The organism is Pseudomonas sp. E315, from assembly GCF_055406205.1.
Window position 1 is genome coordinate 168,697 of record NZ_JBUZPJ010000004.1, and the last position, 21,839, is coordinate 190,535.

General features: G+C 55.2%; 23 protein-coding genes. 12 read left to right on the top strand and 11 right to left on the bottom strand.

Going from position 1 to position 21,839, the window contains the following annotated elements:
- The first annotated feature begins 66 nt into the window (after positions 1-66).
- Entirely contained in the window at positions 67-1,095 is a 1,029-nt protein-coding gene (locus ACZRJQ_RS07990) for a L,D-transpeptidase family protein (protein WP_463977829.1), read from the top strand.
- A gap of 131 nt (positions 1,096-1,226) precedes the next feature.
- On the opposite strand, the gene oprI is transcribed toward ACZRJQ_RS07990, so the two are convergent.
- Positions 1,227-1,478 (bottom strand): outer membrane lipoprotei OprI, encoded by a 252-nt coding sequence (oprI, locus tag ACZRJQ_RS07995; RefSeq protein ID WP_003172710.1) that lies wholly within the window; start codon positions 1,476-1,478, stop codon positions 1,227-1,229.
- Positions 1,479-1,974: 496 nt separating this feature from the next.
- Here oprI and ACZRJQ_RS08000 point away from each other — a divergent pair, with 496 nt between their 5' ends.
- Together ACZRJQ_RS08000 and ppk2 are read left to right on the top strand one after the other, a co-directional pair.
- Positions 1,975-2,256: a GNAT family N-acetyltransferase gene (locus ACZRJQ_RS08000; RefSeq protein ID WP_463977830.1), complete on the top strand. Its 282-nt coding sequence runs from the start codon at positions 1,975-1,977 to the stop codon at positions 2,254-2,256.
- A 397-nt stretch (positions 2,257-2,653) separates the two neighbouring features.
- Positions 2,654-3,805 carry a polyphosphate kinase 2 gene (gene ppk2 / locus ACZRJQ_RS08005; RefSeq protein ID WP_463977831.1) on the top strand — a complete coding sequence of 384 codons (1,152 nt, stop codon included), beginning with the start codon at positions 2,654-2,656 and terminating at the stop codon, positions 3,803-3,805.
- A 61-nt stretch (positions 3,806-3,866) separates the two neighbouring features.
- Here ppk2 and ACZRJQ_RS08010 read toward each other — a convergent pair whose 3' ends face one another.
- Together ACZRJQ_RS08010 and ACZRJQ_RS08015 are read right to left on the bottom strand one after the other, a co-directional pair.
- Positions 3,867-4,943, bottom strand: coding sequence for a 3-deoxy-7-phosphoheptulonate synthase (locus ACZRJQ_RS08010; RefSeq protein ID WP_463977832.1), 1,077 nt, complete (start codon positions 4,941-4,943; stop codon positions 3,867-3,869).
- 130 nt (positions 4,944-5,073) lie between these two features.
- Positions 5,074-5,520: a PilZ domain-containing protein gene (locus ACZRJQ_RS08015; RefSeq protein ID WP_463977833.1), complete on the bottom strand. Its 447-nt coding sequence runs from the start codon at positions 5,518-5,520 to the stop codon at positions 5,074-5,076.
- Here ACZRJQ_RS08015 and ACZRJQ_RS08020 point away from each other — a divergent pair.
- The 4 genes from ACZRJQ_RS08020 (at position 5,519) to cysB (ending at position 8,532) form a co-directional block, all read left to right on the top strand.
- Entirely contained in the window at positions 5,519-5,905 is a 387-nt protein-coding gene (locus ACZRJQ_RS08020; RefSeq protein WP_463977834.1) for a thioredoxin family protein, read from the top strand. The genes ACZRJQ_RS08015 and ACZRJQ_RS08020 overlap by 2 nt on opposite strands.
- A gap of 38 nt (positions 5,906-5,943) precedes the next feature.
- Complete coding sequence (locus tag ACZRJQ_RS08025; protein WP_463977835.1) at positions 5,944-6,849, top strand: 5'-nucleotidase; 906 nt, start codon at positions 5,944-5,946, stop codon at positions 6,847-6,849.
- 94 nt (positions 6,850-6,943) lie between these two features.
- Positions 6,944-7,444 carry a universal stress protein gene (locus ACZRJQ_RS08030; RefSeq protein ID WP_463977836.1) on the top strand — a complete coding sequence of 167 codons (501 nt, stop codon included), beginning with the start codon at positions 6,944-6,946 and terminating at the stop codon, positions 7,442-7,444.
- A 113-nt stretch (positions 7,445-7,557) separates the two neighbouring features.
- The gene (gene cysB / locus ACZRJQ_RS08035; protein ID WP_463977837.1) at positions 7,558-8,532 is read left to right on the top strand and encodes an HTH-type transcriptional regulator CysB; all 975 of its coding nucleotides are present in this window, start codon (positions 7,558-7,560) and stop codon (positions 8,530-8,532) included.
- Positions 8,533-8,644: 112 nt separating this feature from the next.
- Here the strand turns inward: cysB and ACZRJQ_RS08040 are convergent, their stop codons facing one another.
- Both ACZRJQ_RS08040 and ACZRJQ_RS08045 read right to left on the bottom strand, forming a co-directional pair.
- On the bottom strand, positions 8,645-9,781 hold the full coding sequence (locus ACZRJQ_RS08040; protein ID WP_463977838.1) for a catalase family protein: 1,137 nt from the start codon (positions 9,779-9,781) through the stop codon (positions 8,645-8,647).
- Positions 9,782-9,801: 20 nt separating this feature from the next.
- On the bottom strand, positions 9,802-11,616 hold the full coding sequence (locus tag ACZRJQ_RS08045; RefSeq protein ID WP_463977839.1) for a di-heme-cytochrome C peroxidase: 1,815 nt from the start codon (positions 11,614-11,616) through the stop codon (positions 9,802-9,804).
- A gap of 279 nt (positions 11,617-11,895) precedes the next feature.
- On the opposite strand from ACZRJQ_RS08045, the gene ACZRJQ_RS08050 reads away from it, so the two are divergent.
- The 4 genes from ACZRJQ_RS08050 (at position 11,896) to ACZRJQ_RS08065 (ending at position 14,185) form a co-directional block, all read left to right on the top strand.
- Entirely contained in the window at positions 11,896-12,615 is a 720-nt protein-coding gene (locus tag ACZRJQ_RS08050; protein WP_463977840.1) for an FKBP-type peptidyl-prolyl cis-trans isomerase, read from the top strand.
- A gap of 416 nt (positions 12,616-13,031) precedes the next feature.
- A complete protein-coding gene (locus tag ACZRJQ_RS08055) occupies positions 13,032-13,370 on the top strand; it encodes a helix-turn-helix domain-containing protein (protein ID WP_463977841.1) in 339 nt (112 codons plus the stop codon).
- Positions 13,367-13,738 (top strand): hypothetical protein, encoded by a 372-nt coding sequence (locus ACZRJQ_RS08060; protein ID WP_463977842.1) that lies wholly within the window; start codon positions 13,367-13,369, stop codon positions 13,736-13,738. The genes ACZRJQ_RS08055 and ACZRJQ_RS08060 overlap by 4 nt, the downstream gene beginning before the upstream one ends.
- Positions 13,739-14,185: a tetratricopeptide repeat protein gene (locus tag ACZRJQ_RS08065; protein ID WP_463977843.1), complete on the top strand. Its 447-nt coding sequence runs from the start codon at positions 13,739-13,741 to the stop codon at positions 14,183-14,185.
- Between the two features lie 124 nt (positions 14,186-14,309).
- On the opposite strand, the gene ACZRJQ_RS08070 is transcribed toward ACZRJQ_RS08065, so the two are convergent.
- On the bottom strand, positions 14,310-16,391 hold the full coding sequence (locus tag ACZRJQ_RS08070) for a carboxy terminal-processing peptidase (protein ID WP_463977844.1): 2,082 nt from the start codon (positions 16,389-16,391) through the stop codon (positions 14,310-14,312).
- Between the two features lie 139 nt (positions 16,392-16,530).
- On the opposite strand from ACZRJQ_RS08070, the gene ACZRJQ_RS08075 reads away from it, so the two are divergent.
- Positions 16,531-17,493, top strand: coding sequence for a zinc-binding dehydrogenase (locus ACZRJQ_RS08075; RefSeq protein WP_463977845.1), 963 nt, complete (start codon positions 16,531-16,533; stop codon positions 17,491-17,493).
- A 190-nt stretch (positions 17,494-17,683) separates the two neighbouring features.
- Here the strand turns inward: ACZRJQ_RS08075 and ACZRJQ_RS08080 are convergent, their stop codons facing one another.
- The 5 genes from ACZRJQ_RS08080 to ACZRJQ_RS08100 are packed head-to-tail and all read right to left on the bottom strand — an operon-like array spanning position 17,684 to position 21,793.
- Positions 17,684-18,337, bottom strand: a complete 654-nt coding sequence (locus tag ACZRJQ_RS08080; protein ID WP_463977846.1) for an HAD family hydrolase — start codon at positions 18,335-18,337, stop codon at positions 17,684-17,686.
- Positions 18,338-18,371: 34 nt separating this feature from the next.
- Positions 18,372-19,361 (bottom strand): ABC transporter ATP-binding protein, encoded by a 990-nt coding sequence (locus tag ACZRJQ_RS08085; RefSeq protein WP_463977847.1) that lies wholly within the window; start codon positions 19,359-19,361, stop codon positions 18,372-18,374.
- Entirely contained in the window at positions 19,358-20,158 is an 801-nt protein-coding gene (locus ACZRJQ_RS08090) for an ABC transporter permease (RefSeq protein WP_463977848.1), read from the bottom strand. Before ACZRJQ_RS08090 ends, ACZRJQ_RS08085 begins: the two co-directional genes overlap by 4 nt.
- On the bottom strand, positions 20,145-20,981 hold the full coding sequence (locus tag ACZRJQ_RS08095; RefSeq protein ID WP_463977849.1) for an ABC transporter permease: 837 nt from the start codon (positions 20,979-20,981) through the stop codon (positions 20,145-20,147). Before ACZRJQ_RS08095 ends, ACZRJQ_RS08090 begins: the two co-directional genes overlap by 14 nt.
- Positions 20,978-21,793, bottom strand: coding sequence for an alkaline phosphatase family protein (locus ACZRJQ_RS08100; protein ID WP_463977850.1), 816 nt, complete (start codon positions 21,791-21,793; stop codon positions 20,978-20,980). The genes ACZRJQ_RS08095 and ACZRJQ_RS08100 overlap by 4 nt, the downstream gene beginning before the upstream one ends.
- Between the last annotated feature and the right edge of the window lie 46 nt (positions 21,794-21,839).

Genomic DNA, 21,839 nt, shown 5'->3' on the forward strand with positions numbered 1-21,839 from the left:
GATGTCTCAAGGTGACGTGTACACTCCTTTTTTTGTCCCCCGTTGATTATGCGAAGGATGTTCCGGATGTTGTCGCGCTTACCTGCCGTCACCCGCTACCTGTCAGTTGCCGCCCTCTGTGTTGCGGGTCCCGTTGCTGCGCTTGAGTTCCCGTTACCGCCACCTGGCGAGGACGTTGTGGGTCAGGTGCAGGTGATCAAGGGCAAGTACGAAGATTCCTTTGCTGATCTAGGCAATGAATACGAGTTGGGCTACTCGGAAATGATCGCCGCCAACCCCGGAATAGATGCCTGGTTGCCGGTCAAGAAGAACGCTGATGGCACGCTGGTAGACACCGATATCGTGTTGCCGACTCAGTTCATCCTGCCGCCGGGCAAGCGTGAAGGGATTGTGATCAACCTGGCCGAGTACCGGTTGTACTACTTCCCTAAAAATCAGAACGTGGTTCACACCTTTCCGCTGGGCATTGGCCGTGAGGGTTGGGGCTCGCCCGTCGGCGTGACCAAAATCACTGCCAAGACGCCAAACCCGACCTGGACACCACCGGCCTCCATCAAGGCTGAGCACGCTCGCAATGGTGATCCGCTGCCCAACGTTGTGCCGGCTGGCCCGGACAACCCCTTGGGGCCTTTCAAGTTCACCCTCGGGATGCCGGGTTACCTGATTCACGGCTCGAACGCCAAGTTTGGCATTGGTACAGGCACCAGCCACGGCTGTTTCCGCATGCTTAACAAAAACGTGCTTCAAATGTCCCAAATGGTGCCTGTGGGCACGCCGGTCAGGATCATCAACGAGCCTTACAAAATTGGCGTCAGCAATGGCAAGGTCTTGCTTGAAGTTCATGAGCCGTTGAATGTCAAAGACGGCTCGCTGGTTGCTAAAAGCGACAAGTCGCACCTGACCCCTGAAGACCTGCAGGACAAGTACGCGGGCTTCATCAACTTCTTGCTCAAGCATAAAGACCTGGAAAGCCGTATCCAGATCGACAAGGACAAAGCCTTCTCTGTCGTGGGCGCAGAAACAGGCATCCCGGCAGAAATCGGTTTCGCCAATACCGCTATGCCTGAAGGGCAGTCGCTGGACTACGTGCAGTAAGCGCATCACCCCACATAAAACCGCCACGGTGTTTGCCCTGGCGGTTTTTTATTACCCGCTGGGTGGAGAGCAGGCAATAAAAAAGCCGACCCATTAAATGGGTCGGCTTTAATAACAGCCCCGAAGGACTATTACTTGCGGCTTGCTTTTTCAAGCATGCGCAGAGCGCGCTCGTTAGCTTCGTCAGCAGTCTGTTGTGCTTTTTGAGCAGCAGCCAGAGCTTCATCAGCTTTACGGTAGGCTTCGTCAGCACGAGCCTGGGAGCGAGCTGCTGCGTCTTCAGTAGCAGTCAGGCGAGCTTCAGTTTCTTTAGATACGCTGCTGCAACCGGTAGCCAGAACTGCGGCCAATGCCAGAGCAGAGAATTTCAGAACGTTGTTCATCGTGTTCCCCTTCAAGGACTTTCTAATTAAAGCTGCTCCTTCAAAGTGAGGAAACAGCCGGCGTACATACTACCCATTACTTGTAGTAAGTAAACTGACCTAGCGCAAGAACCAAAAAAAATAATTGGTAAACATTAAGAATGAGCTAACTTTTACAGATTGTGCTTCAAAAACAGTCAGTTTGGTTACCTGCTCAAGGCTGGCCAGTCGAAAAGCGATCACTCCCGTGACGTGACTTTAAAAAGGCGTGCACGTCATAGCCTCACACATTCCGAAAATGTTCACCGCACGGTCAGTTTGTCGAGCAGATGAAGCCGGTATACCGGTCTGACCTGCTGATGGGCAGCGAGCATTTACTTACAGATTGACTACTATTTAAACAGGCCTGTCGGTGTCTGTTTGCCTGCCAGCAAGCGGGTGATGGCGTAGTGGTTCCCTCTGCGGAAAAACATCAGTAAGGTAGGGGTCACGGTTCAAGACCCGCTAAGGAGTAATGATGAGCGAGGCGTTGTCCATCCACCATGACCAGGCCGGTCACCAGTTTGAGACCACTGTAGAGGGTCATCGCGCTTACCTGACCTACATGGATCTGGGCAAGCAGACTCTGGATATCTATCGCACGTTTGTACCCAACGCCCTGCGCGGGCGCGGAATTGCAGCTGCGTTGACTGAGCAGGCGCTCGATTACGCTGAGAAGATGGGCTATGAAGTGATTCCATCGTGCTCTTACGTCGAGCGTTATATGGAGCGCCATAAGCGCGCTCAAGCCAAGACCTGAAACGCCATCTTAAAGTGCCGGGTCTCTCTTAACGCAGCCTGCCTAAACAATCAAACGGCGCAGCAGGCGCGTGCTTGCTCACTGTCGGGATGAGCCTGCATAAACCGGGCACCGCATTAACCTCTACACCGAGCACTTAACAAGCGCGGTACGACAGCGTGCTTCAACCCCGATTCTGTTGATTCCTGTTGTGTTCCTGTGAGCCCAGGCACTCAAGGTTAAACAGAACTATCGGTTGCTCAGCCGTTGTTTCACGCCCTGCAAGGCTTTGGCTCTTGCGGGGCGTTTTATTTTCTAGCGGTTGTTCTATTACGTCGCTCTTTTGATCTGTGTCTAAGGCGCTGGGCAAGCGATGTTGTATTTGTTTGACATATTCGATGCTCTTTAAGGAAATGTCATGACCGCTGTTGTTAAGCCCGCTGCCAAAACTGCCGGGCGTTCTGCGCGCCCACGGCGTACAAACGCGGGTGATGTTGCTCCTACGCAAAAAGCCGCTCAATTAGAGCGTTTTGTTGTTGAAGAAAAGATACAGGCCCGGCAAGCCGCCACGGATGCAGCCATGCAGGACATCCTGCAACACATCCCCGAGGGTGATACTCAAGCGTTGATTAAAACCTTGGGCACGATGATGAGCGGTTTATCACCTGATGATGCTGTTGTGTTGCGCAATGCGCTGCTCAGCCAGGAAAACGAGCTGCTGTTCCATCAACGCCCCTTGCACCCTGACGATCAATTGGCTCCGAATTGGCGTAAAGGTGGCTACCCCTATAAAAACTTGCTGTCGCGCCGCAGTTACGAGCGTGAAAAGTACCGTTTGCAAGTTGAATTACTCAAATTACAAGCGTGGGTCAAAGAGACCGGCCAAAAGGTTGTGATTTTGTTTGAGGGCCGGGATGCGGCAGGCAAGGGCGGCTCGATCAAGCGCTTTATGGAGCATTTGAACCCGCGCGGCGCCCGGATTGTGGCACTGGAAAAACCCAGTGAGTCAGAGCGTGGTCAATGGTATTTCCAGCGTTATGTGCAGCATTTGCCGACGGCGGGCGAGATCGTGATGTTTGACCGCAGTTGGTACAACCGCGCCGGGGTTGAGCGCGTGATGGGATTTTGTTCTGACGATGAGTACCTTGAATTCATTCGTCAGGCGCCAGAGTTCGAACGCATGCTGGTACGTAACAACGTTCATTTGGTCAAATTCTGGTTTTCGGTGAGTCGCGATGAGCAACGCCGGCGCTTCAAGGAGCGTGAGAAACACCCACTCAAGCAGTGGAAACTCAGCCCGATCGATCTGGCGTCGTTGGACAAGTGGGACGATTACACCAAAGCCAAGGAGGGTATGTTTTCGCACACCGACACAATGGATGCGCCCTGGACAGTCATCAAATCCAACTGTAAAAAACGCGCGCGGCTCAGTGCCATGCGTTATGTGCTGCATAAGTTGCCTTATGCGGGTAAAGACTTGAAGGGCATTGGGGCACTTGACCCGCTGATTGTGGGGCGTGCCAACGTGGTGTACGAGCGCGGTGAGCGCGGTGCATCTATCCCGCTGTAAATCGATGGGCAGTGGATAAAAAACGCCGGGCATTTGCCCGGCGTTTTTGTGCGCGCAGGGTTTAGCCGCGATCGCGTTTTGGCAATACGTCCTTGAGCTTGGCACGCATGCTGCGCAACGTACTTTCAGTGCTCGCCCAGTCGATGCAGGCATCGGTGATCGACACGCCGTACTGCAAGTCTTCAAGGTTTTTAGGAATGGCCTGGCAGCCCCAGTTCAGATGGCTTTCTACCATCAAACCGATGATCGAGGCGTTGCCCTCGACGATCTGATTGGCTACGTTTTCCATGACCAGCGGTTGTAGGGCTGGGTCTTTGTTGGAGTTGGCGTGGCTGCAATCAACCATGATGTTCGGGCGGATTTTTGCCTTGTTCAGTGCTTGCTCACAGAGCGCTACGCTGACCGAATCATAATTGGGCTTGCCATTGCCGCCGCGCAGCACGACGTGGCCGTAGGCGTTGCCTTTGGTGGTGACGATGGAGACGCCGCCTTCTTGGTTGATCCCCAAAAAGCGATGCGCGCTGGAAACCGATTGCAGGGCGTTGATCGCCACGGTCAGGCCGCCGTCGGTACCATTTTTAAAGCCCACAGCCGAAGACAGGCCAGATGCCATCTCGCGGTGAGTCTGGGATTCAGTGGTGCGCGCACCAATGGCTGACCAACTGATGAGGTCTTGCAGGTACTGCGGGGAAATGGGGTCCAGCGCTTCGGTTGCCGTCGGCAGGCCCATTTCGGCCAAGTCCAGCAGCAGCTTGCGGCCGATGTGCAGACCGTCCTGGATTTTGAATGAGTCATCCAGATACGGGTCGTTGATCAGGCCTTTCCAGCCGACGGTGGTGCGCGGTTTTTCGAAATAGACGCGCATCACCAGATAAAGGGTGTCGCTGACTTCTGCGGCCAAGGCTTTGAGGCGCTCGGCGTATTCGTGGGCAGCCTTGATATCGTGGATCGAGCAAGGCCCGATGACAACGAACAGTCGATGGTCTTTGCCATCCAGGATGTTGCGAATTACCTCGCGCCCTTTGGTCACGGTCTGTAGCGCTTTTTCGCGCAGAGGCATCTCGCGCTTAAGCTGTTCAGGGGTGATCAGGGTTTCGTTGGAGGCAACGTTTAGGTCGTCGATCGGTAAATCAGCCATCGTGTTACTCGTCAGGTCACGGGTGCCGGCCGCCAGCGATCCCCGTGCGGCGGAGCACAGCATGATTGAGCGCAACGGGGAGCGGAACCTTAACGCGTTATTCGGTTATTCGACAATGGGCACAAGCGCTTTAATCCAGAGCGGGCGATGCGAGGGCACGGTCGAGCGTCGCCTGAGAGAACTCCACCGCATGAATACTGATCCATTGCAGGGCGAGTGCCTCAATGTTTTCAACGGGCAGGTTTTGTTGTTGCTGTAAGCGACAGTAGTGTTCGATCTGACACACTTGCTCACCCATGCGCGCGCCGAACAAGGTTTGCGCATCAGTAAAAGCAACGCCGATGCGATACCCGTCTAGATGCCTTTCGCACCAGGCCACATAACCGGGGTAGCGTGCATCCAGCCCGAGTGTGGGCATCGAGATGTCAACTGCCGCACCGCGGCGCCAACCGCGATCGCTGTTGCATGCCACGCCGCCCAGGCTGATAGAGTGCAGCTTGTGGCGTGAAAGAGAGGGCTGTTTACGGGGTGTTATTTCGACAGGAATATCATCTGGGTGAGGTAAGAAACGACCCATGAACGCACACTCCAAGTGCCAGCACTTTGATATTGTTTTCCTAAGTATAGTGACTGAAATGGAACTGACTGATTTTGATGCCGATCAACGGCTATTAACGCTGCCCGGCACCTCGCTGGTGGTGTTTACCAGTGCTGGCTGTTCGGCGTGTCGCATGGCCCGCAAGGTATTACCTGACATGACGTTGCCCATTGAACAGCTGTGCTGGATTGATGCAGGCAACAACGGTGGCTTGGTCGAGCGGTATGAGATTTTTCATTTGCCGACACTGTTTGTGGTGCATGAAGGGGCCTTTTATGGCCAGTTGAAGTCGCGACTGAGCGAAGGAGAGCTGGCGCACAACATTAGGCTGGCGCTCATGGGTGAGCCTGAAGAGCTGCCCTGAACGGGGCTTCAAATTTGTCCAAGACTTGCGGAGATGTCATGAGTAAAGGCTTAAAAGGCAAGTTGGTGTTGGCTATATCTTCTCGTGCGTTGTTTGACTTGAGCGAGAGTCATCAGGTGTACCTGGCACAGGGAGTAGAGGCTTACCGCAAGTATCAGATCGACCATGAAGATGAAGTGCTTGAGCCGGGCGATGCTTTTCCGCTGGTCAAAAAGCTGCTCAGTTTTAACGCCAGCCTTGGGCGTGAGCGAGTCGAGGTGGTGTTGGTCTCGCGTAACAGCGCAGACACCGGCCTGCGGGTGTTTAATTCGATTCAGCATTACGGCCTGAGCATTTCACGCGCTGCCTTCTCTGGCGGGCGAAACCCTCACCCTTATCTCAACGCCTTTGGCTGCGATCTGTTTTTGTCGACCCATGCCGAAGATGTGCGCAGCGCATTGGACGCCGGTTTTGCGGCAGCGACCATTCTTGCCGGCGGTGCTCGGCGAGCGGCCAGCAGTGAGCTGCGGATTGCCTTTGATGGCGACGCGGTGCTGTTTTCAGACGAGTCAGAGCGTGTGTATCAAGCGGGTGGGCTTGAAGCCTTTCAAGTCAGTGAGCGCGAAGCTGCTCGCAACCCGTTGCGAGGCGGGCCGTTCAAGGGGTTTCTGGAGGCGCTCAACCTGTTGCAGCGAGAGTTTCCTGAAGACACTTGCCCCATTCGTACTGCGCTGGTGACAGCGCGCTCGGCGCCTGCGCATGAACGTGTGATCCGCACCTTGCGTGATTGGGACATTCGTTTGGATGAATCTCTGTTTTTGGGCGGGCTCGACAAATCTGATTTTTTGGAGGCGTTTGCTGCGGATGTTTTCTTTGATGATCAGCCGGGTCATTGCGAGCGGGCGCGTCAGGTCGTGGCTACCGGCCATGTGCCCCACGGCATCAGCAACGAAACGATTGATTAAACAACGGTTCGAACACGACCTCTAAGGCGTCGCACTTGTCATGGCGCTGCTAAGCTCAATCCATCTCGGCCATTTAGGCAGTCGAGGAGGTCGTATGATTCGCTCGATTCTGTATGCCACTGACCTGGGTATTTACGCGCCGGTCGTGATGCAGCATGCCTTGGGGTTGGCGCGCACCTTCGCTGCGGATTTGTATGTGGTGCATGCGGTCGAGCCAATGGGGTTGTTTGCCGAATCGGTGTTGCAAAGCTATCTCGACGAGCAAGCGCTTAGCGAATTGCATCGCCAAGGGCTGACCACCATGCTGTCGACGATTGAGCAGCGCGTGTTGGAAAACCTGCGTGAAGAGTTGGGTGAGGGTGACTTAGAGCTGGACTTGATTCGCTCGGTCAAGGTGATTCAAGGCGAGCCTTCGCAGGTCATTTTGGAGCAGTCGCATAAACTGTCTGTTGATTTGTTGATTATGGGCAGTCACGGCCAGTCTGTGAGCGGTGATAACCATTTGGGGCGCACTGCGGCGCGGGTTATTCGATTAGCGCAGATGCCGGTCTATCTGGTGCCATTGATTCAACGTCGTCGCAGTTCTGATGTTTGAGGCTTGAGTCAGTTAAAAACGATAAAAAAGTTCTAGATTTATTCTTCTGACCTTCCATATAGTTATATACCGCCGCCGATAGCCTTGGCGTCTATTTGCTTTGAGGGATGCATATGAAGCTTCAACAATTGCGCTACATCTGGGAAGTGGCGCACCACGACCTCAACGTTTCGGCTACCGCGCAGAGCCTTTACACCTCACAGCCGGGTATCAGTAAACAAATCCGCCTGCTTGAAGACGAGTTGGGTGTTGAGGTTTTTGCCCGCAGCGGCAAGCATCTGACCCGAGTGACGCCCGCCGGTGAGCGCATCATCACCACGGCTGGCGAGATCTTGCGCAAGGTCGAAAGTATTAAACAGATTGCGCAAGAATTCTCCAACGAGAAAAAAGGCACCTTGTCGATTGCGACCACTCACACTCAGGCGCGTTATGCCTTACCGCCGGTGATCAGCAATTTCATCAAACAGTACCCGGACGTGGCCTTGCACATGCACCAGGGCTCGCCGATGCAAATTGCCGAAATGGCCGCTGATGGCACTGTTGATTTTGCAATTGCCACCGAAGCGCTGGAGCTGTTCGGCGATCTGGTGATGATGCCGTGCTATCGCTGGAACCGCTGCGTGGTCGTTCCTCAAGGTCACCCACTGACCAAGTTGCCAAAGTTGACTTTAGAAGCGCTGGCCGAATACCCGATTGTGACTTACGTGTTTGGTTTTACGGGTCGCTCCAAGCTCGACGAGGCGTTCAGTCATCGCGGTTTGACGCCAAAAGTCGTGTTTACCGCAGCAGACGCTGACGTGATCAAAACCTATGTGCGCTTGGGGCTAGGCGTTGGCATCGTGGCCAAAATGGCGGTAGATACCAAACTTGATAACGACTTGGTCGTGCTGGATGCCAGCGAGTTGTTTGAGTCCAGCATCACCAAAATTGGCTTTCGCCGTGGCACCTTCCTGCGGGGTTTTATGTGCGACTTTATCGAAAAGTTTGCCCCGCACCTCACCCGCGAAGTGATGGCCAAGGCTATTCAGTGCCACAACAAGCAAGAGCTTGAAGACTTGTTCGAAGGCGTTGAGTTACCCGTTCATTGATTAAGCCGCACCCTGCGTAAGACCTGCCGCAGGGTGCGATCTTTGGCACTGAACAGATCGCAGCCTGCGGCGTCTCCTACGACTCGTCGACAGCCCTCAAACACCGAAATCGCTATTGCTGCGCGTTACGTGCGTGTCGGTATTCACTGACGGCGTCATACACCGCTTTACGCAAACGATTGATCCCGCCAACCGGGCGGTGGGCTTCTATCCCGTGCCAGGGGCTGAACGACTGGTCGTCACAAGCCAGATTTTGTGCCGGGGTGTCGAAGTCTTGTGCGGGCACCGTTACCCGCGCCACCGTTTCAAACGGTGCATCTGACTCTTGCCATTCAATACTGGTGTCTTCAATCGGCATAAACCGATTAGCGTTCTGCCGTTGAATTTGCAATACGAAACATGCTGGCACACGGTCGGTGGACAGTTGCTGGTTCAGTGCGCTGCGCAAGAAGTTGGGCAGGTCCTGATTTTGCTCGGGCAGCGTGTAAGCCGGGCAGCTGTCCGGGTCTGGTGCGACCCGAAATTTTGCGTTGTCGTTACCAAACTTGTAGGGCGAGACCGAAAAATAGGTGGTTTGTGTTGGGCTCGCCGGGGCGGGTGACAAGGTTGCCAGTGCGATTAACAAGTGGCGGAGTTGCCAGCTGCGCGGGTCCCATGACGGGAAGAACGCCAACACTTTTTTGCCATCGGCCTGCGCAGCGATATTTTGACGGTACTCGGCTACGTCGCTGACGAAGAAGTTGGGGTGGTTAAACATCACAAAATCTTGTTCAGTCCGGCCTTTTTGGCTTGGCAGTAGCTGAGTGCCTGGTACGTTCTGTAGTTTGATCGCCATGCCGCGGGCATCACGCATGCTGTCGAATTGCGGGTAAGCGTTGCCATTGGACAGGCGCATCACGGCCTGCCAGGTTTTACCCGGCTCAGCAAATACGCCTTGGCGCAGAATCGGATCAAGCTCATCAAGCACCTGAACTTGGGCTTTGACGCAGCCATGAGCCTTGGCGTGGGCATCGCGCAGGTAGCGCGTGTTTTCCCGATGTTGGTCCACGATCTTGATCGCGGTCTGAATCGTGTCTTGGGTCATTGCGGCTTCATCGGCCGGAATCTGCTCTTGGGCAGACACCGGGCCACGCTGTTGCCAGGCATACCAGCCTGTTGCCAGAGCCCAGCCCAGCAGGCCCAGCGCAATCAGGATTAAAAGCAACTTGCCCAGCCATGTGCCGAGGCGAAGCCAGAGAGCGGTCAACATACAGACATCCTTTTAACGAATCATTCGTGGGGCAGTTGCTGTTCGAGCGGGCTGCCAAGCACTTTCAAATATTCCAGCAATGCCCAGCGTTCTTCGGGCTGTAGCAGGCGACCGATAACTCCATTGCCGCGTGGCCCCGCACGAAACTCATGCCCGCTGTTGTGGTTGCCGCTGATGCGGGTGTCGAGCACAAACCCGCCGTCGAACGCCTCTGTGCGATAGCCCAAGTGACGTGGGTCGTATTCAAAGCTGCCGCGGTAGAAGGTTTGATCGCGTTCGGCGTGTGGCGATAGCAATTGATACACCGTAGGCACTGAGCCGTTGTGCAAGAAGGGCGCTGTCGCCCAGATGCCATCCAGTGGACGGGCCTTGTAAGCGCGCAGCTCCTGCACGGCTATCGGCAAACCATAACCATTGAGGTGCGCTTGTTCTTCTGGGGCGATGTTGGCTTCACGGTAGGCATTCTCTTCTACAAAAGCAGTGACATACGCCAACCCTTTGGCCACAGACAATTTGCTCATGTCTAAGGGCTCTTTGCTCTCTGGGTGCAGCGTCACATCAAGCGTGGCCAACTCGGCCGGGTCCCATTGCAGGGCGCGGAGGTCATAACGATTATCAGCGATGTTATTGGCGGTATTGGGGTCGGTGCCAATCACCTCGACCGGGATCATTTTCAGTTGTTGCACCTCCCGACCGTTTTCATCCTTTGCGGGTGGGACGTGACAAGCCGCGCAGTTTTCAGTGAACAGCGCCCGACCTTTGGCCGCCAGGGGGCGATCAATCGCGCCCAGCAGTGTTTCGGGCCAAACCGGTGGTTTAAGTTTTTGCAGGGTTTGTTCGATCAGGTGCAAGTCCCGCACGCGCACGCTTGATGGATAACGGGCGTCGCCTTGCAACGGCTGGCCATTGCTGTCAAAAAAGTTCAGCGTGGCACCCACGCCCAAGGCTTCGCCAATATTGCGCGCCATAGGTTGTTTGGCTGAGCCGTTCCATTGCACCCAGTCAAATGTCCACATGTCCCACAAGTGGGGGTAATCCACCGGCGCGTTGGCCACTCGGTAGTTATCGGGCGAGATGGCGTCGCCGAAGCTGGCGTTGGCAATGCGCCCAAAGGCGTCAGTGCGCCCAGGGCCTTCCAGTGTGGGATAGAGCCCTCGGTGGGTGTCATTCCAGGCCACGGCCAGAAAATTATCCAGCGATGCCTTGAAGTCGGTACGAAGTTGTTTGTGCTGAGCGTCGTATTGATCGCCTAAAACAGTGCGAGCAAAGCGTTCGAACTTCCACGGGTTGTAATACGTGGCAGCCAAGCTGGCCACCAATGCCTGACCAAAACTGCCTCCCCGCAAAGTGGGCACGCTTGAGGGCAGCACATGCTGTGCCGGGGCGCCGTCAATGCGCAGCGCTTGACCTTTGAAGCGCAACTCGCCGGTGTGGCAGGCCGCACAGGTGATATCTAAATACTCTGCGTTATTGCCAGGGTTTTGGTGGCGGGTGAAACCCACTGGCAAGTTGGCAGGGTTAGCCGCACTGGCCTTTTGGCGGGGATCGACTAAAAAGCCAAAACGCGCCAAGTATTCAGGCGCCGCGAATAATTGGGTTGAGAAGGGCAATTCGAGTGCACTGAACCACTCGTAACGCAGACCTTTTACTTGGGTGCCTTGGGGCGTGTAGTAATAAATCTGGCGCTCGGCCTCGCTCCATTGATCCAGGTAATGCACCTGCTGTGCAGGCTGATACGCGGGCAGGCGAGGGTTGGCCACGAAGTAAATCACCACGCCTACCCCCACCAGCAAGGCGACCAAAAGCAACAGCAACACACGGTAAAACAAACGCACAGGACAATTCCTTGTAAGAATTTTTACAGTCTTATGCCTTAGCTTCTATCTGGCATCAAGTGGCCATAAACTCCTTCTGTGCTGCAAATGAGAGGTTTGACGGGCTAAATGTTGTGTGAGCAAAAATTACGGTCGTCAGTAGATGTGCTGAATTAATGGAATAAGGCGTGAACTTATCTACGATTTGCCTCTCTCATGCCGGTAGCCATTGGTCGCGGCCGCCTGATAAGCTCGCGGCTTTATTCGATTGCCCATTTGGCGCATGAACAAGGAAATAGCATGAAACAGCATCGGTTGGCGGCAGCTGTGGCTCTAGTAAGCCTGGTACTGGCGGGTTGTGATTCGCAGACCAGCGTAGAGCTGAAAACCCCGGCGCAAAAAGCCTCTTACGGCATTGGCCTGAACATGGGCAAGAGCCTTGCCCAAGAAGGCATGGATGACTTGGATTCCAAAGCCGTAGCCTTGGGCATCGAAGATGCCGTTGGCAAAAAAGAGCAAAAACTTAAAGACGACGAACTGATCGAAGCCTTTGCAGCCCTGCAAAAGCGCGCTGAAGAGCGTCTGACCAAAATGAGCGAAGAAGCCTCTTCTGCTGGCAAAAAATTCCTCGAAGAAAATGGCAAAAAAGCAGGTGTTGTTACCACTGCTTCTGGCCTGCAATACGAAGTGATCAAAAAAGCCGATGGCGCCCAGCCTAAAGCAACTGACGTAGTGACCGTTCACTACGAAGGCAAGCTGATTGATGGCAAGGTATTCGACAGCTCTGTAGAGCGTGGCAGCCCGATTGATCTGCCTGTCAGTGGCGTGATTCCGGGTTGGGTTGAAGGCCTGCAACTGATGCACGTGGGTGAGAAGTACAAGCTGTACATCCCAAGCGAGCTTGCTTACGGCGCTCAAAGCCCGAGCCCGGCCATCCCGGCCAACTCGGTGTTGGTGTTCGATCTGGAGCTGCTGGGCATCAAAGACCCTGCAAAACCTGAGCAAGATGCTGCCAAGTAATTAGCTTTTTGTTTTTACAACGCCCCGTCTGATCGGGGCGTTGTTGTTTTAGCCGCCTTGTCGCGCAAAGGCTGGCCCTGAGCGTGTCGCGTGCGCAGTAACCCATAAATTCCCTTGGCTAGTGGTTGTTGACTGCCAAGTCAATGAATTTATGGGTTTTTTTATGTGTGTAAAAAATGCCCGATCTGAACGCAGGCCTTATAAAACGTGGCTTTCAGAGGTGAAAACTAACTCTGTTCACAAGGTTATCCACAATTTGTGTGGATAACATTTGCCGCTCATCGTGCTCTGAAGCCCGGAATATTGCGGATATCTCATTCCATATCAAAAACCCGAGAGACCTTAGGGGCTGTTAGGATTAAGCTTCTAAGGAAAGTTCCGACTCGATTTAATTAAAAGTCTGACGGGGTTTAGTAATGGATCTTCAAATTATTGAGCGTAATGGTGAACCGGAGTACGCGGTTCTCTCATGGGAAAGCTATCAGGCCTTGCTTAAGGCTGCAGGTCTTGGCGAACAGCCAGCACCTACCCTCGTTGCACCACCACCCGAGCCAGCACAGGCACTGCCTGCCTTCGATCAGTTGCGCGTACTGCGCGAGGCCAAGGGGCTGGCACTTGAAGCCTTGGCGCGCACTGTAGGGATCAGCCCTTCCTATCTGGGCATGATCGAAACAGGAGAGCGACTGCCTGATCTTGCGATTCGTCGCAGCTTGGCGTGGGAGTTAGGGGTAGCAGGCTGGAGGGAAGCATCATGAGCATGCGCATCAGTCGTCAGCATTGGGACGGTTTGTTGGCCGAGTTAGAGCAAGCGCGACGCCAACGCCATCTTGTGACGTATCGCGCGTTGTTGGAGCGCTTGCAGCTTCCAAGCCCGGCAATGTTGACCCTAACCGCAGCACTGGAGCATTTGGCAGCGATGGACGCCAAGGCTGATCAGCCCTTGCGTAGCTCGCTGGTTATCAGCCAAGGCGCCAGTCGATTGCCCCGCACAGGCTTTTTTGAATGTGTTGAGCGTCTAGGGCGTTTCTCTGGCCCTTCGGATGGCGTAGCAGCCGCCTCTTGGCATGCGTCAGAGGTCGTGAGGGTGTTTGAATTTGCTTACGCTGCGCGTGAGGAGGCTTAAATGCTATGGCGGCTTAGAGCGCGTTTGAGCTACTGGCTGGCGCGCAAGTTGTTCCATTGGTCCTGGTGTGTTCGACAGCCACGTATTTGGCACTGGATGGAAGGGCAGTTTGCGCGCATGGCCAATCTGGGCGACACCCGTGCTCAGAGTTTTTATGGGCACATTCTGGCTTTTCGCGGCCAAGGCTTGGGGGCTCGGGAAGAGGGCGTGCGCTTGTTGCGTCTGGCGGCCTTGTCAGGCGATGCCAAAGCGGCCTATCAAGTCGGTGTGTTCAGTCTTGATGGTTCAGCCACTAAAGCGCCCGATGCGAGCGAAGCGGTTCGTTGGTGGACGATGGCGGCTAAGGCGGGCCACCCTTTGGCGCCGCTCAAACTGGCAGCGTTGTACCAACAGGGCGGGCCGGGGTTGTTGGCAGACCCTCAATTGGCTCAGTTCTATCAGGCCTGAATTTTAGGTTTGGCCAATGAAAAGGGCGGGTCGCATGATGCGGCCCGCCCTTTTTTACATGCGCACTTTGTAGTCGCGGCATGAGCCTGCTCACGTAAGAACAAGCCACACTTGTCGCAGGTTTTTACTGCTTGGCGACCTGGGTATTGAGCTTCAGGTAGTCCAGCAGGATGCGCCCGGTTTCGCTCAGGTAGGCGTCATCTTCCGGTTTGGTCTTTTCAGGCTCTACCGGCAATGCGTCTTCGTCTTCTTTCTTCATTTCTTTAAGTGGCGCTTCACCTTTGGCTTGGCGTCGAGCGTTTTCCATCGCCAATTGCTTGGCTTCAATGTCCGCATGTTGAGCTCGACGCTCTGCTTCATTGAGGCTGACGGTTTTCTCGCTCATCAGCTTTTCAGCCAGGGCCAGCTTGTCACGGATAAAGATGAATTCAGCATCTTTGGCCGTCCGCGCATCGTGTTCAGCCTTGAGCTGAGCAATGAAAAGCTTGAACGGGTCAGCCGCAGGCTTGATCGCTGGACGAATGGTGTCCCACGGCATGGCTTCTGGCAGAGCGCTTTCGCCGATTTCCTTAGTGTCGATAATCGACGGGAAAGCGACATCCGGCAGTACGCCCTGATGCTGAGTGCTCTGGCCGGACACCCGGTAGAACTTGGCCAGCGTCAGTTTCAGTTCGCCATGATTGAGCGGCTGAATGGTTTGCACAGTGCCTTTGCCGAAGGTTTGGCCACCGATGATCAGAGCACGGTGATAGTCCTGCATAGCGCCGGCGAAAATCTCCGATGCCGAAGCAGACAGGCGGTTGACCAGCAGCGCCATTGGGCCTTTATAGAAAGCCCCCGGGTTTTCGTCTTCAAGCACGTCAACTTTGCCGTCGGCGTTGCGCACCAATACTGTCGGACCTTTGTCGATAAACAGGCTGGTCAGCTCGGTGGCTTCTTGAAGTGAGCCGCCGCCGTTGTTGCGCAAGTCGATAATCACGCCATCGACTTTTTCTTTCTGCAACTCAGTCAGCAGCTTTTTAACGTCGCGGGTGGTGCTCTTGTAGTTCGGGTCGCCTGCGCGGAACGCTTTGAAGTCCAGATAAAACGCCGGGATTTCAATTACGCCGAGCTTGTAGTTCTTACCGTCCTGCTTGAGATTGAGGATCGACTTTTTCGCCGCCTGCTCTTCAAGCTTCACCGCCTCGCGGGTGATGGACACAATTTTGCTGGTCTGATCGTTAGGCGCATTGCTGGCTGGAATCACTTCCAGACGCACCACTGAGCCTTTAGGGCCGCGAATCAGTTTGACCACTTCGTCCAGACGCCAGCCAATCACGTCGACCATTTCTTTGTCGCCTTGGGCGACGCCAACAATTTTGTCAGCCGGGGCTACTTGTTTGGTCTTATCGGCCGGGCCAGCTGGCACCAGACGCACGACCTTCACCTGATCGTTGTCGCTCTGCAACACCGCGCCGATACCTTCGAGGGACAGGCTCATGTTGATGTCGAAGTTTTCCGCGTTATCTGGTGACAGATAGTTGGTGTGCGGGTCGTAAGACATGGCGAAGGTATTGATGTAAGTCTGGAAGATATCTTCGCTGCGGGTTTGATCAAGACGCGACAGTTGGTTCTTGTAGCGCTTGGTCAGCAGCTCCTGGATCTTGGCAGGCTCTTTGCCTGCGATCTTCAAGCGCAGGACTTCATCCTTGATGCGCTTGCGCCACAGGTCATTGAGCTCAGCTTCGGTCTTGAGCCAAGGAGCATCCTTGCGGTCGATCTGCAGGGTTTCTTTGGCCGAGAAGTCGAACGAATCAACGCCTTTGTTCAGCTCGGCAAGAGCAAAGTCCAGGCGCGATTTAACGCGATCCAGATAGCGCTTGTAGATCGTGAAACCAGGGTTGAGGTCGCCGCTTTTGAGGAGGTCGTCAAATTGGGTTTTCCATTTGTCGAACTCGGCAATATCGCTGGCCAGAAAGTAACTGCGTGAAGGGTCGAGAAGCTTCAGATAGCTGTCGTAGATGATCACGGAACGTGCGTCATCGAGCGGCGGCTTGCTGTAATGATGGCGTTTGAGCAGCTCAACGACGTTAAGACTGGCGATTACCTCATCACGATCGGGCTGAAGGTTATCCCAACTGTTAGCGGCGAACGTATTGGCCGAAAGCGGCAAAACGCCTAAGCCAATGAATAGGGCAAGTGCGGTGCTAGGGAATAAATGCTTCATGCTGATTCGACGCGGGGGCAATTGATAACGCATATTAGGCCGTCTTTGAAGTCGCCGGTTCCATGAAGGACCGGTCGCATAATGCAAAAAGCCCGGTGCTACAGCGCCGGGCTCAGTCCGGACTCACTATGGAGGCACTGTGAAAGCATTGCAAGGCGTTGAAGGGCATGTGGAGTGGGTTGATGAGCCAAGTCCAGCATGCGATGTAGGCCAAATCCGCATACGCGTAGCGGCAGCAGGCCTTAATCGGGCCGATTTGTTACAGCGCGCCGGGCTCTATCCGGCGCCGGCTGGCGCCAGTCAGGTATTGGGCCTGGAGTGCTCGGGTGTGGTCAGTGAAGTGGGTGCGGGTTCTGCGTGGCAAGTGGGTGATCGCGTGTGTGCGTTGCTCGCGGGCGGCGGCATGGCGGAGGAAGTGGTGGTCGATGCCCGTCACGCCTTGCCGGTCCCAGAAGGTTTGTCGCTGGTCGAAGCTGCCGCTTTGCCGGAGGTGTACAGCACGGCGTGGCTGAACCTGTTCCAGTTAGCAGGCCTCAAACCCGGTGAAAAAGTGCTGCTGCACGCGGGCGCCAGCGGCGTGGGGTCTGCCGCCATTCAGTTGTGCAAAGCCTTTGGCAGCCCATGCTGGGTCAGCGTGGGGTCGGCTGAGCGTTTGGCTTACTGTCAGGATTTGGGGGCTCAGGGCGGCGTAGTGCGCACAGATGGGTTGGACAGCCTAAAAGCATTGGGGCCGTTCGACGTAGTGCTTGACCCAGTGGGCGCGAATTACGCTGAGTCTAACCTCAAGTTGTTGGCTCAAGATGGGCGCTGGGTGTTGATTGGCTTGATGGGCGGGCGTAAGGCCGAGCTGGATTTGGCGTTGGTATTGGGCAAGCGTATTCAGTTGCTGGGCTCTACTCTGCGCAGCCGTGACGATCAGTTCAAAGCCGATTTGCTCAGCGATTTGGGCCAGCAGGTGTGGCCACTGTTTGCCGAAGGCCGCCTAAGCCCGCAGTTGGCCAAGACCTTCCCGATTGAACAGGCCCATGAAGCGTTTGAAGAACTGGCCGGTAACCAAGTGTCGGGTAAGTTGGTGTTGGTGATCGACCCAAGCTTGTTATAAGTCGGCGCCCTAGAAACGGCGCCCTGCGCGAAGGCTGCGATCGTCTAAATCAATAGATCGTAGCCTTCGCCAACTCCCGCAAAGAGCCAACAATGGAATGACCACAACCCTGTGGGAACTGCCGCAGGCTGCGATGTTTTGACCTTTAACGTCAAGCGTTTACATTCGGCTGCAGGGCTTACAGGGTTTTTTACTTCCAGTGATGAATCGGCCAGCCGGCCTGTTCAGCATGCTCTTGCAACACAGGGTCCGGATTAACCACATGCGGGTGGTCGACTTTAAGCAGCAACGGCAAGTCGTTGCGTGAATCAGAGTAAAAGCTCGCGCCTTCGAGGTTCTCTTCTTCGGCGTCCAGCCATTCAAGCAAGCGCGTAATTTTGCCTTCACGGTAGGTCAAGGTGCCTACGGTATGGCCGGTGTACACCCCGTTTTTGACTTCCAACTCTATGCCCAGCACTTCATCGATGCCCAAACGCTCTGCAATCGGTTTGACCAAGTGCACGCCTGAAGCCGAAATCACCAGGATTCTGTCGCCCGCTTTGCGATGCGCGGCAACGGTTTTGGTGGCGTCACTGAAGATGATGGGTTCGATAAAGTCCTCTACCCACGGGCCGATCAAATAGGCAACTTCCTCGGGCGTGCGACCAATCAACGGCTCAAGGCTAAAAGCCATGAACTCTTCCATTGCCAGCTTGCCTTGGCTGTAGGCCTCCATCAGTTCGTTGTTGCGACGCATGAATGATTCAGGGTCGACCCAGCCCAAACGGCCCATTTGCGCGCTCCACAACGTGGCACAGTCGCCGTGAATCAGGGTTTCGTCCAGATCAAAAATAGCCAGGGCCATCAGCGCACCTCTCTCGTCACGTTTTTCAAAGGCATCAGGCTACCTCACAAAGGGTGCTGCTATCGATGCTCAGCGCAACCCGTTGGCCATCGGCGTACAGATCGGCGGGTGAGCGGTTAAGCACGTCCACCACAAGTTCAACGCCACGCACTTCGACTCGATAACGGATCACGTTACCCAGCAGGCTGTGATTGCGGATCAGGGTGTCGGGTTCGCCTTGCACACTCAGGCTCAGTGTTTCAGGGCGAATGGCAATGCGGCTGGTCACTGGGCGTTGCAACAAGCGGCTGGCTGATTCGGCATCCAACAGGTTGTAATTGCCAATAAAACTGGCAGCAAACACATCCACCGGCGCAGCGTAAAGGCTTTGTGCGTCGCCACTTTGCACGATTCGGCCTTGATTCATCAGGAAGATTCGGTCGCTCATGGTCAGCGCTTCTTCTTGATCGTGTGTAACGAATATGGTGGTCAGCCCCAGCTCGCGCTGGATCTGGCGGATCTGCTCGCGCAAGTGTTTGCGAATGCGTGCATCCAGCGCCGACAGCGGCTCATCCAGCAGCAACAGGCGTGGGCGTGTGACCAGCGAGCGCGCCAGTGCGACGCGCTGGCATTGACCGCCCGACAGTTGATGCGGGTAGCGTTTGGCAAAGTCGTTAAGCTCCACCAGTTGCAGTACTTCAGCCACACGTTTGTGGCTGTCGTCAGCCTTGACCTTTTGCATGCGCAGGCCGAATGCCACGTTTTGCTCAACGGTCATGTTGGGGAACAGTGCGTAGCTCTGAAACACCATGCCGATCCCACGTTTTTGCGGGCTGAGCGGCACGATGTCTTGGCCATCTAGCAGGATTTTGCCGTCATCAACCGGGGTTAGCCCGGCAATGCAGCGCAACAGCGTTGACTTGCCGCAGCCTGAGGGGCCCAGCAAGGTCACGAACTCACCTTTGCTGATAGTGAAATTGATATCGCTGAACACCGGGGTGCCGGAGTAGGTTTTTTGCAAGTGCTCGACGCTGACGAAGCTCATTGGCTGTTGTCCTTGTTCAGGAAGGTGGCAACCCAGGTCAGCACCAGTACAAAAAGAAAGTACGAGATCACCAGGGCACTGGTGAAATGGCCGCTGCTGTTACGCATGTTATTGAGGAACACCTGCAATGTTTCGTAGCGGGTGCCCACCAGAATGTTGGCGAAAACGAACTCACCAAACAGGAACGAAAAAGACAGCAGCAACGCCACTAGCAGGCCTTTTCGCAGGTTAGGCAGGACGACCAAAAAGGCCGCCTGCCAAGTGCTGGCGCCGAGCAACTGTGCGGCGTCCATTAGGTCGCGCAGGTTAATGGCTTGTAGGTTGTTGGTGATGGCGCGGTACATGAACGGCAGCGCAACGGTGAAATAGCAGCCGATTAAAATCCAGGGCGTCCCGACCATCGCCAACGGCCCGGAACCATAGAGTTGCAGCAAGCCGACCGACGACACCACGGGGGGGACGGCAAAGGGCAGCAGAATCAAGATGTTCATCAGCGCGTCGAGCTTGGGGAAGTGGTAATGCACCACAAACAGCAACGGCAAAATGAGCACCACCGACAGCGCCAGCGCGGCGACACACACCAGCAGTGATTGACCGAAGGCCGTCAAAAAGCGTGGATCGGCCCACAGTTGGGCGTACCACTTCAAGGTAAAGCCGCTGGGCAAGACGGTGGCTGACCAACTGCTGGCAATGGAGTAGACCAGGGTGCCGAGCAGTGGCAGCAGCAAGATGATGAACAGCACATACACCACGCTGCGGTGGTAAATACTGGCGGTTGAGGCTTCAGCGCGCGACATGGTAGCTCCTCTTTAACAACCACTGATGCACCAGCGTTACCAGCGTCATTAATCCCACCAAGATCACGGCCAGAGCGCTGGCCATGTTGGGGTCAAGGCTGATATCACCCGAGACCATTGCGGCGATCCGAATCGGCAATACGTTGAAGTTGCCGGTGGTCAAGGCGTACACCGTGGCATAAGCGCCCAAAGCGTTTGCCAGCAAAATCACAAACGTGCCCAGCAGGGCTGGGGTCAGTACGGGTAGCCCGATATGGCGCCAGAACTGCCAGCTGTTGGCGCCCAGTAATGAGGCTGACTCACGCCAGTCTTCACGCAGGGCATCGAACGCGGGGTAGAGCAGCAACACACCCAGCGGGATTTGAAAGTAGGTGTACAAAATGATCAGGCCGGTTTTGGAGTAGAGGTTGAAATCCTCGATGATCCCGGCCTGTTTGAGCATGATCGTGATGCTGCCGTTGAAGCCCAGCAAAATGATGAACGCAAACGCCAGCGGCACCCCCGAGAAGTTACTGGTCATGTTGGCGAAAGCGTTCACGAAATTACGCAGGCGTGAGTCCACCTTGCGCAGCGAATAGCTGCCGAGTATGGCAATCACAATCCCGAACGTACTGGACCAAAAACTGATTTCCAGGCTGTGTTGGATGGCCTGCAAATAGAATTTCGAGTTGAAGATCTTGGTGAAGTTATCCAGGCCCCAGCCGGTCTCTTGCGATTGCACGCTGTGAATCAGTACCCACACCAGCGGGGCGATTTGAAACACGATAAAAAACACAGCGAAGGGCAGCAGACACAACAGTGCCAGCCATTGACCACGGGTCATGTTGAAGGCCTCAACAAGTCTTGGCACACAGGCTTGTCGTGAGCCACGCCCAGCAATTGGCAGATCGTGCCGCACAATTGCGTCTGTTTGGGTGTTACGTCCGGGTTCAGGCTAAACGCATCCCCCAGCACAAACAGCGGCACTTCACGCTCTTCGGTTAATAAGCCGTTGTGCGAGCGGTCGTTGTTCATGCCGTGATCGGCGGTCACCAGCACTTGATAACCGGCATCGAGCCAGCCTTGTAGGTAGTCCGCCAGAATGATGTCAGCCGAGCGCGCGCTGTTTCGGTATTGCGGGCTGTCGAGGCCGTGCTTGTGCCCAGCGTCGTCGATGTTCATGGGGTGAACCAGCAGAAAGTTGGGCGCGTGTTGGGCGCGCAGGCTTTCGGCGTCTGCAAACAGGTGTGAATCGGGGTAGTGGTCGCTCCAGTAAAAATGCCCATGCTGGATCGGTAAGTCGGGTGCTTGAGTATGGCGGTCGCGGGCAGCGATAAAAGGGGAGCGGTTGTACAACTCGCTGACCCAGTGATAAGCCGCAGCCCCCGTGGTTAAACCGGCTTCACGGGCGTAATGAAACACGCTGCGCTGGGTGGACAAGCGCGAGACGTTGTTATGCACGATGCCGCTTTCAATTGGGGGGACGCCCGTGAGAATACATTCATACAGCGGGCGCGACAGCGCGGGCAATTCGCACTCAAGCCTGTAAAGCGCAGCACGCCCAGCGCCCACATACGCCTGCAAATGACCCAAGGCATGGCGCGCCACGGCGTAGTTAAGCCCGTCTAGCACGACCAGAATGACGTTGTGTTTCATGTACGACGACTCCGCAAACGTAAGAAACATGCCGACAGCGGTAGCC

Excerpts from the sequence above, each read along its gene's own strand:
- oprI (WP_003172710.1), bottom strand. The coding sequence starts at position 1,478 with ATGAACAACGTTCTGAAATTCTCTGCTCTGGCATTGGCCGCAGTTCTG.
- ACZRJQ_RS08060 (WP_463977842.1), top strand. The coding sequence starts at position 13,367 with ATGAGCATGCGCATCAGTCGTCAGCATTGGGACGGTTTGTTGGCCGAG.
- ACZRJQ_RS08055 (WP_463977841.1), top strand. The coding sequence starts at position 13,032 with ATGGATCTTCAAATTATTGAGCGTAATGGTGAACCGGAGTACGCGGTT.
- ACZRJQ_RS08050 (WP_463977840.1), top strand. The coding sequence starts at position 11,896 with ATGAAACAGCATCGGTTGGCGGCAGCTGTGGCTCTAGTAAGCCTGGTA.
- ACZRJQ_RS08080 (WP_463977846.1), bottom strand. The coding sequence starts at position 18,337 with ATGGCCCTGGCTATTTTTGATCTGGACGAAACCCTGATTCACGGCGAC.
- ACZRJQ_RS08010 (WP_463977832.1), bottom strand. The coding sequence starts at position 4,943 with ATGGCTGATTTACCGATCGACGACCTAAACGTTGCCTCCAACGAAACC.
- ACZRJQ_RS08095 (WP_463977849.1), bottom strand. The coding sequence starts at position 20,981 with ATGACCCGTGGTCAATGGCTGGCACTGTTGTGTCTGCTGCCCTTCGCT.
- ACZRJQ_RS08070 (WP_463977844.1), bottom strand. The coding sequence starts at position 16,391 with ATGAAGCATTTATTCCCTAGCACCGCACTTGCCCTATTCATTGGCTTA.
- ACZRJQ_RS08000 (WP_463977830.1), top strand. The coding sequence starts at position 1,975 with ATGAGCGAGGCGTTGTCCATCCACCATGACCAGGCCGGTCACCAGTTT.
- ACZRJQ_RS08015 (WP_463977833.1), bottom strand. The coding sequence starts at position 5,520 with ATGGGTCGTTTCTTACCTCACCCAGATGATATTCCTGTCGAAATAACA.
- ACZRJQ_RS08040 (WP_463977838.1), bottom strand. The coding sequence starts at position 9,781 with ATGTTGACCGCTCTCTGGCTTCGCCTCGGCACATGGCTGGGCAAGTTG.
- ACZRJQ_RS08030 (WP_463977836.1), top strand. The coding sequence starts at position 6,944 with ATGATTCGCTCGATTCTGTATGCCACTGACCTGGGTATTTACGCGCCG.
- ACZRJQ_RS08065 (WP_463977843.1), top strand. The coding sequence starts at position 13,739 with ATGCTATGGCGGCTTAGAGCGCGTTTGAGCTACTGGCTGGCGCGCAAG.
- ACZRJQ_RS08020 (WP_463977834.1), top strand. The coding sequence starts at position 5,519 with ATGAACGCACACTCCAAGTGCCAGCACTTTGATATTGTTTTCCTAAGT.
- ACZRJQ_RS08085 (WP_463977847.1), bottom strand. The coding sequence starts at position 19,361 with ATGAGCTTCGTCAGCGTCGAGCACTTGCAAAAAACCTACTCCGGCACC.
- ppk2 (WP_463977831.1), top strand. The coding sequence starts at position 2,654 with ATGACCGCTGTTGTTAAGCCCGCTGCCAAAACTGCCGGGCGTTCTGCG.
- ACZRJQ_RS08090 (WP_463977848.1), bottom strand. The coding sequence starts at position 20,158 with ATGTCGCGCGCTGAAGCCTCAACCGCCAGTATTTACCACCGCAGCGTG.
- ACZRJQ_RS08100 (WP_463977850.1), bottom strand. The coding sequence starts at position 21,793 with ATGAAACACAACGTCATTCTGGTCGTGCTAGACGGGCTTAACTACGCC.
- ACZRJQ_RS08025 (WP_463977835.1), top strand. The coding sequence starts at position 5,944 with ATGAGTAAAGGCTTAAAAGGCAAGTTGGTGTTGGCTATATCTTCTCGT.
- cysB (WP_463977837.1), top strand. The coding sequence starts at position 7,558 with ATGAAGCTTCAACAATTGCGCTACATCTGGGAAGTGGCGCACCACGAC.
- ACZRJQ_RS07990 (WP_463977829.1), top strand. The coding sequence starts at position 67 with ATGTTGTCGCGCTTACCTGCCGTCACCCGCTACCTGTCAGTTGCCGCC.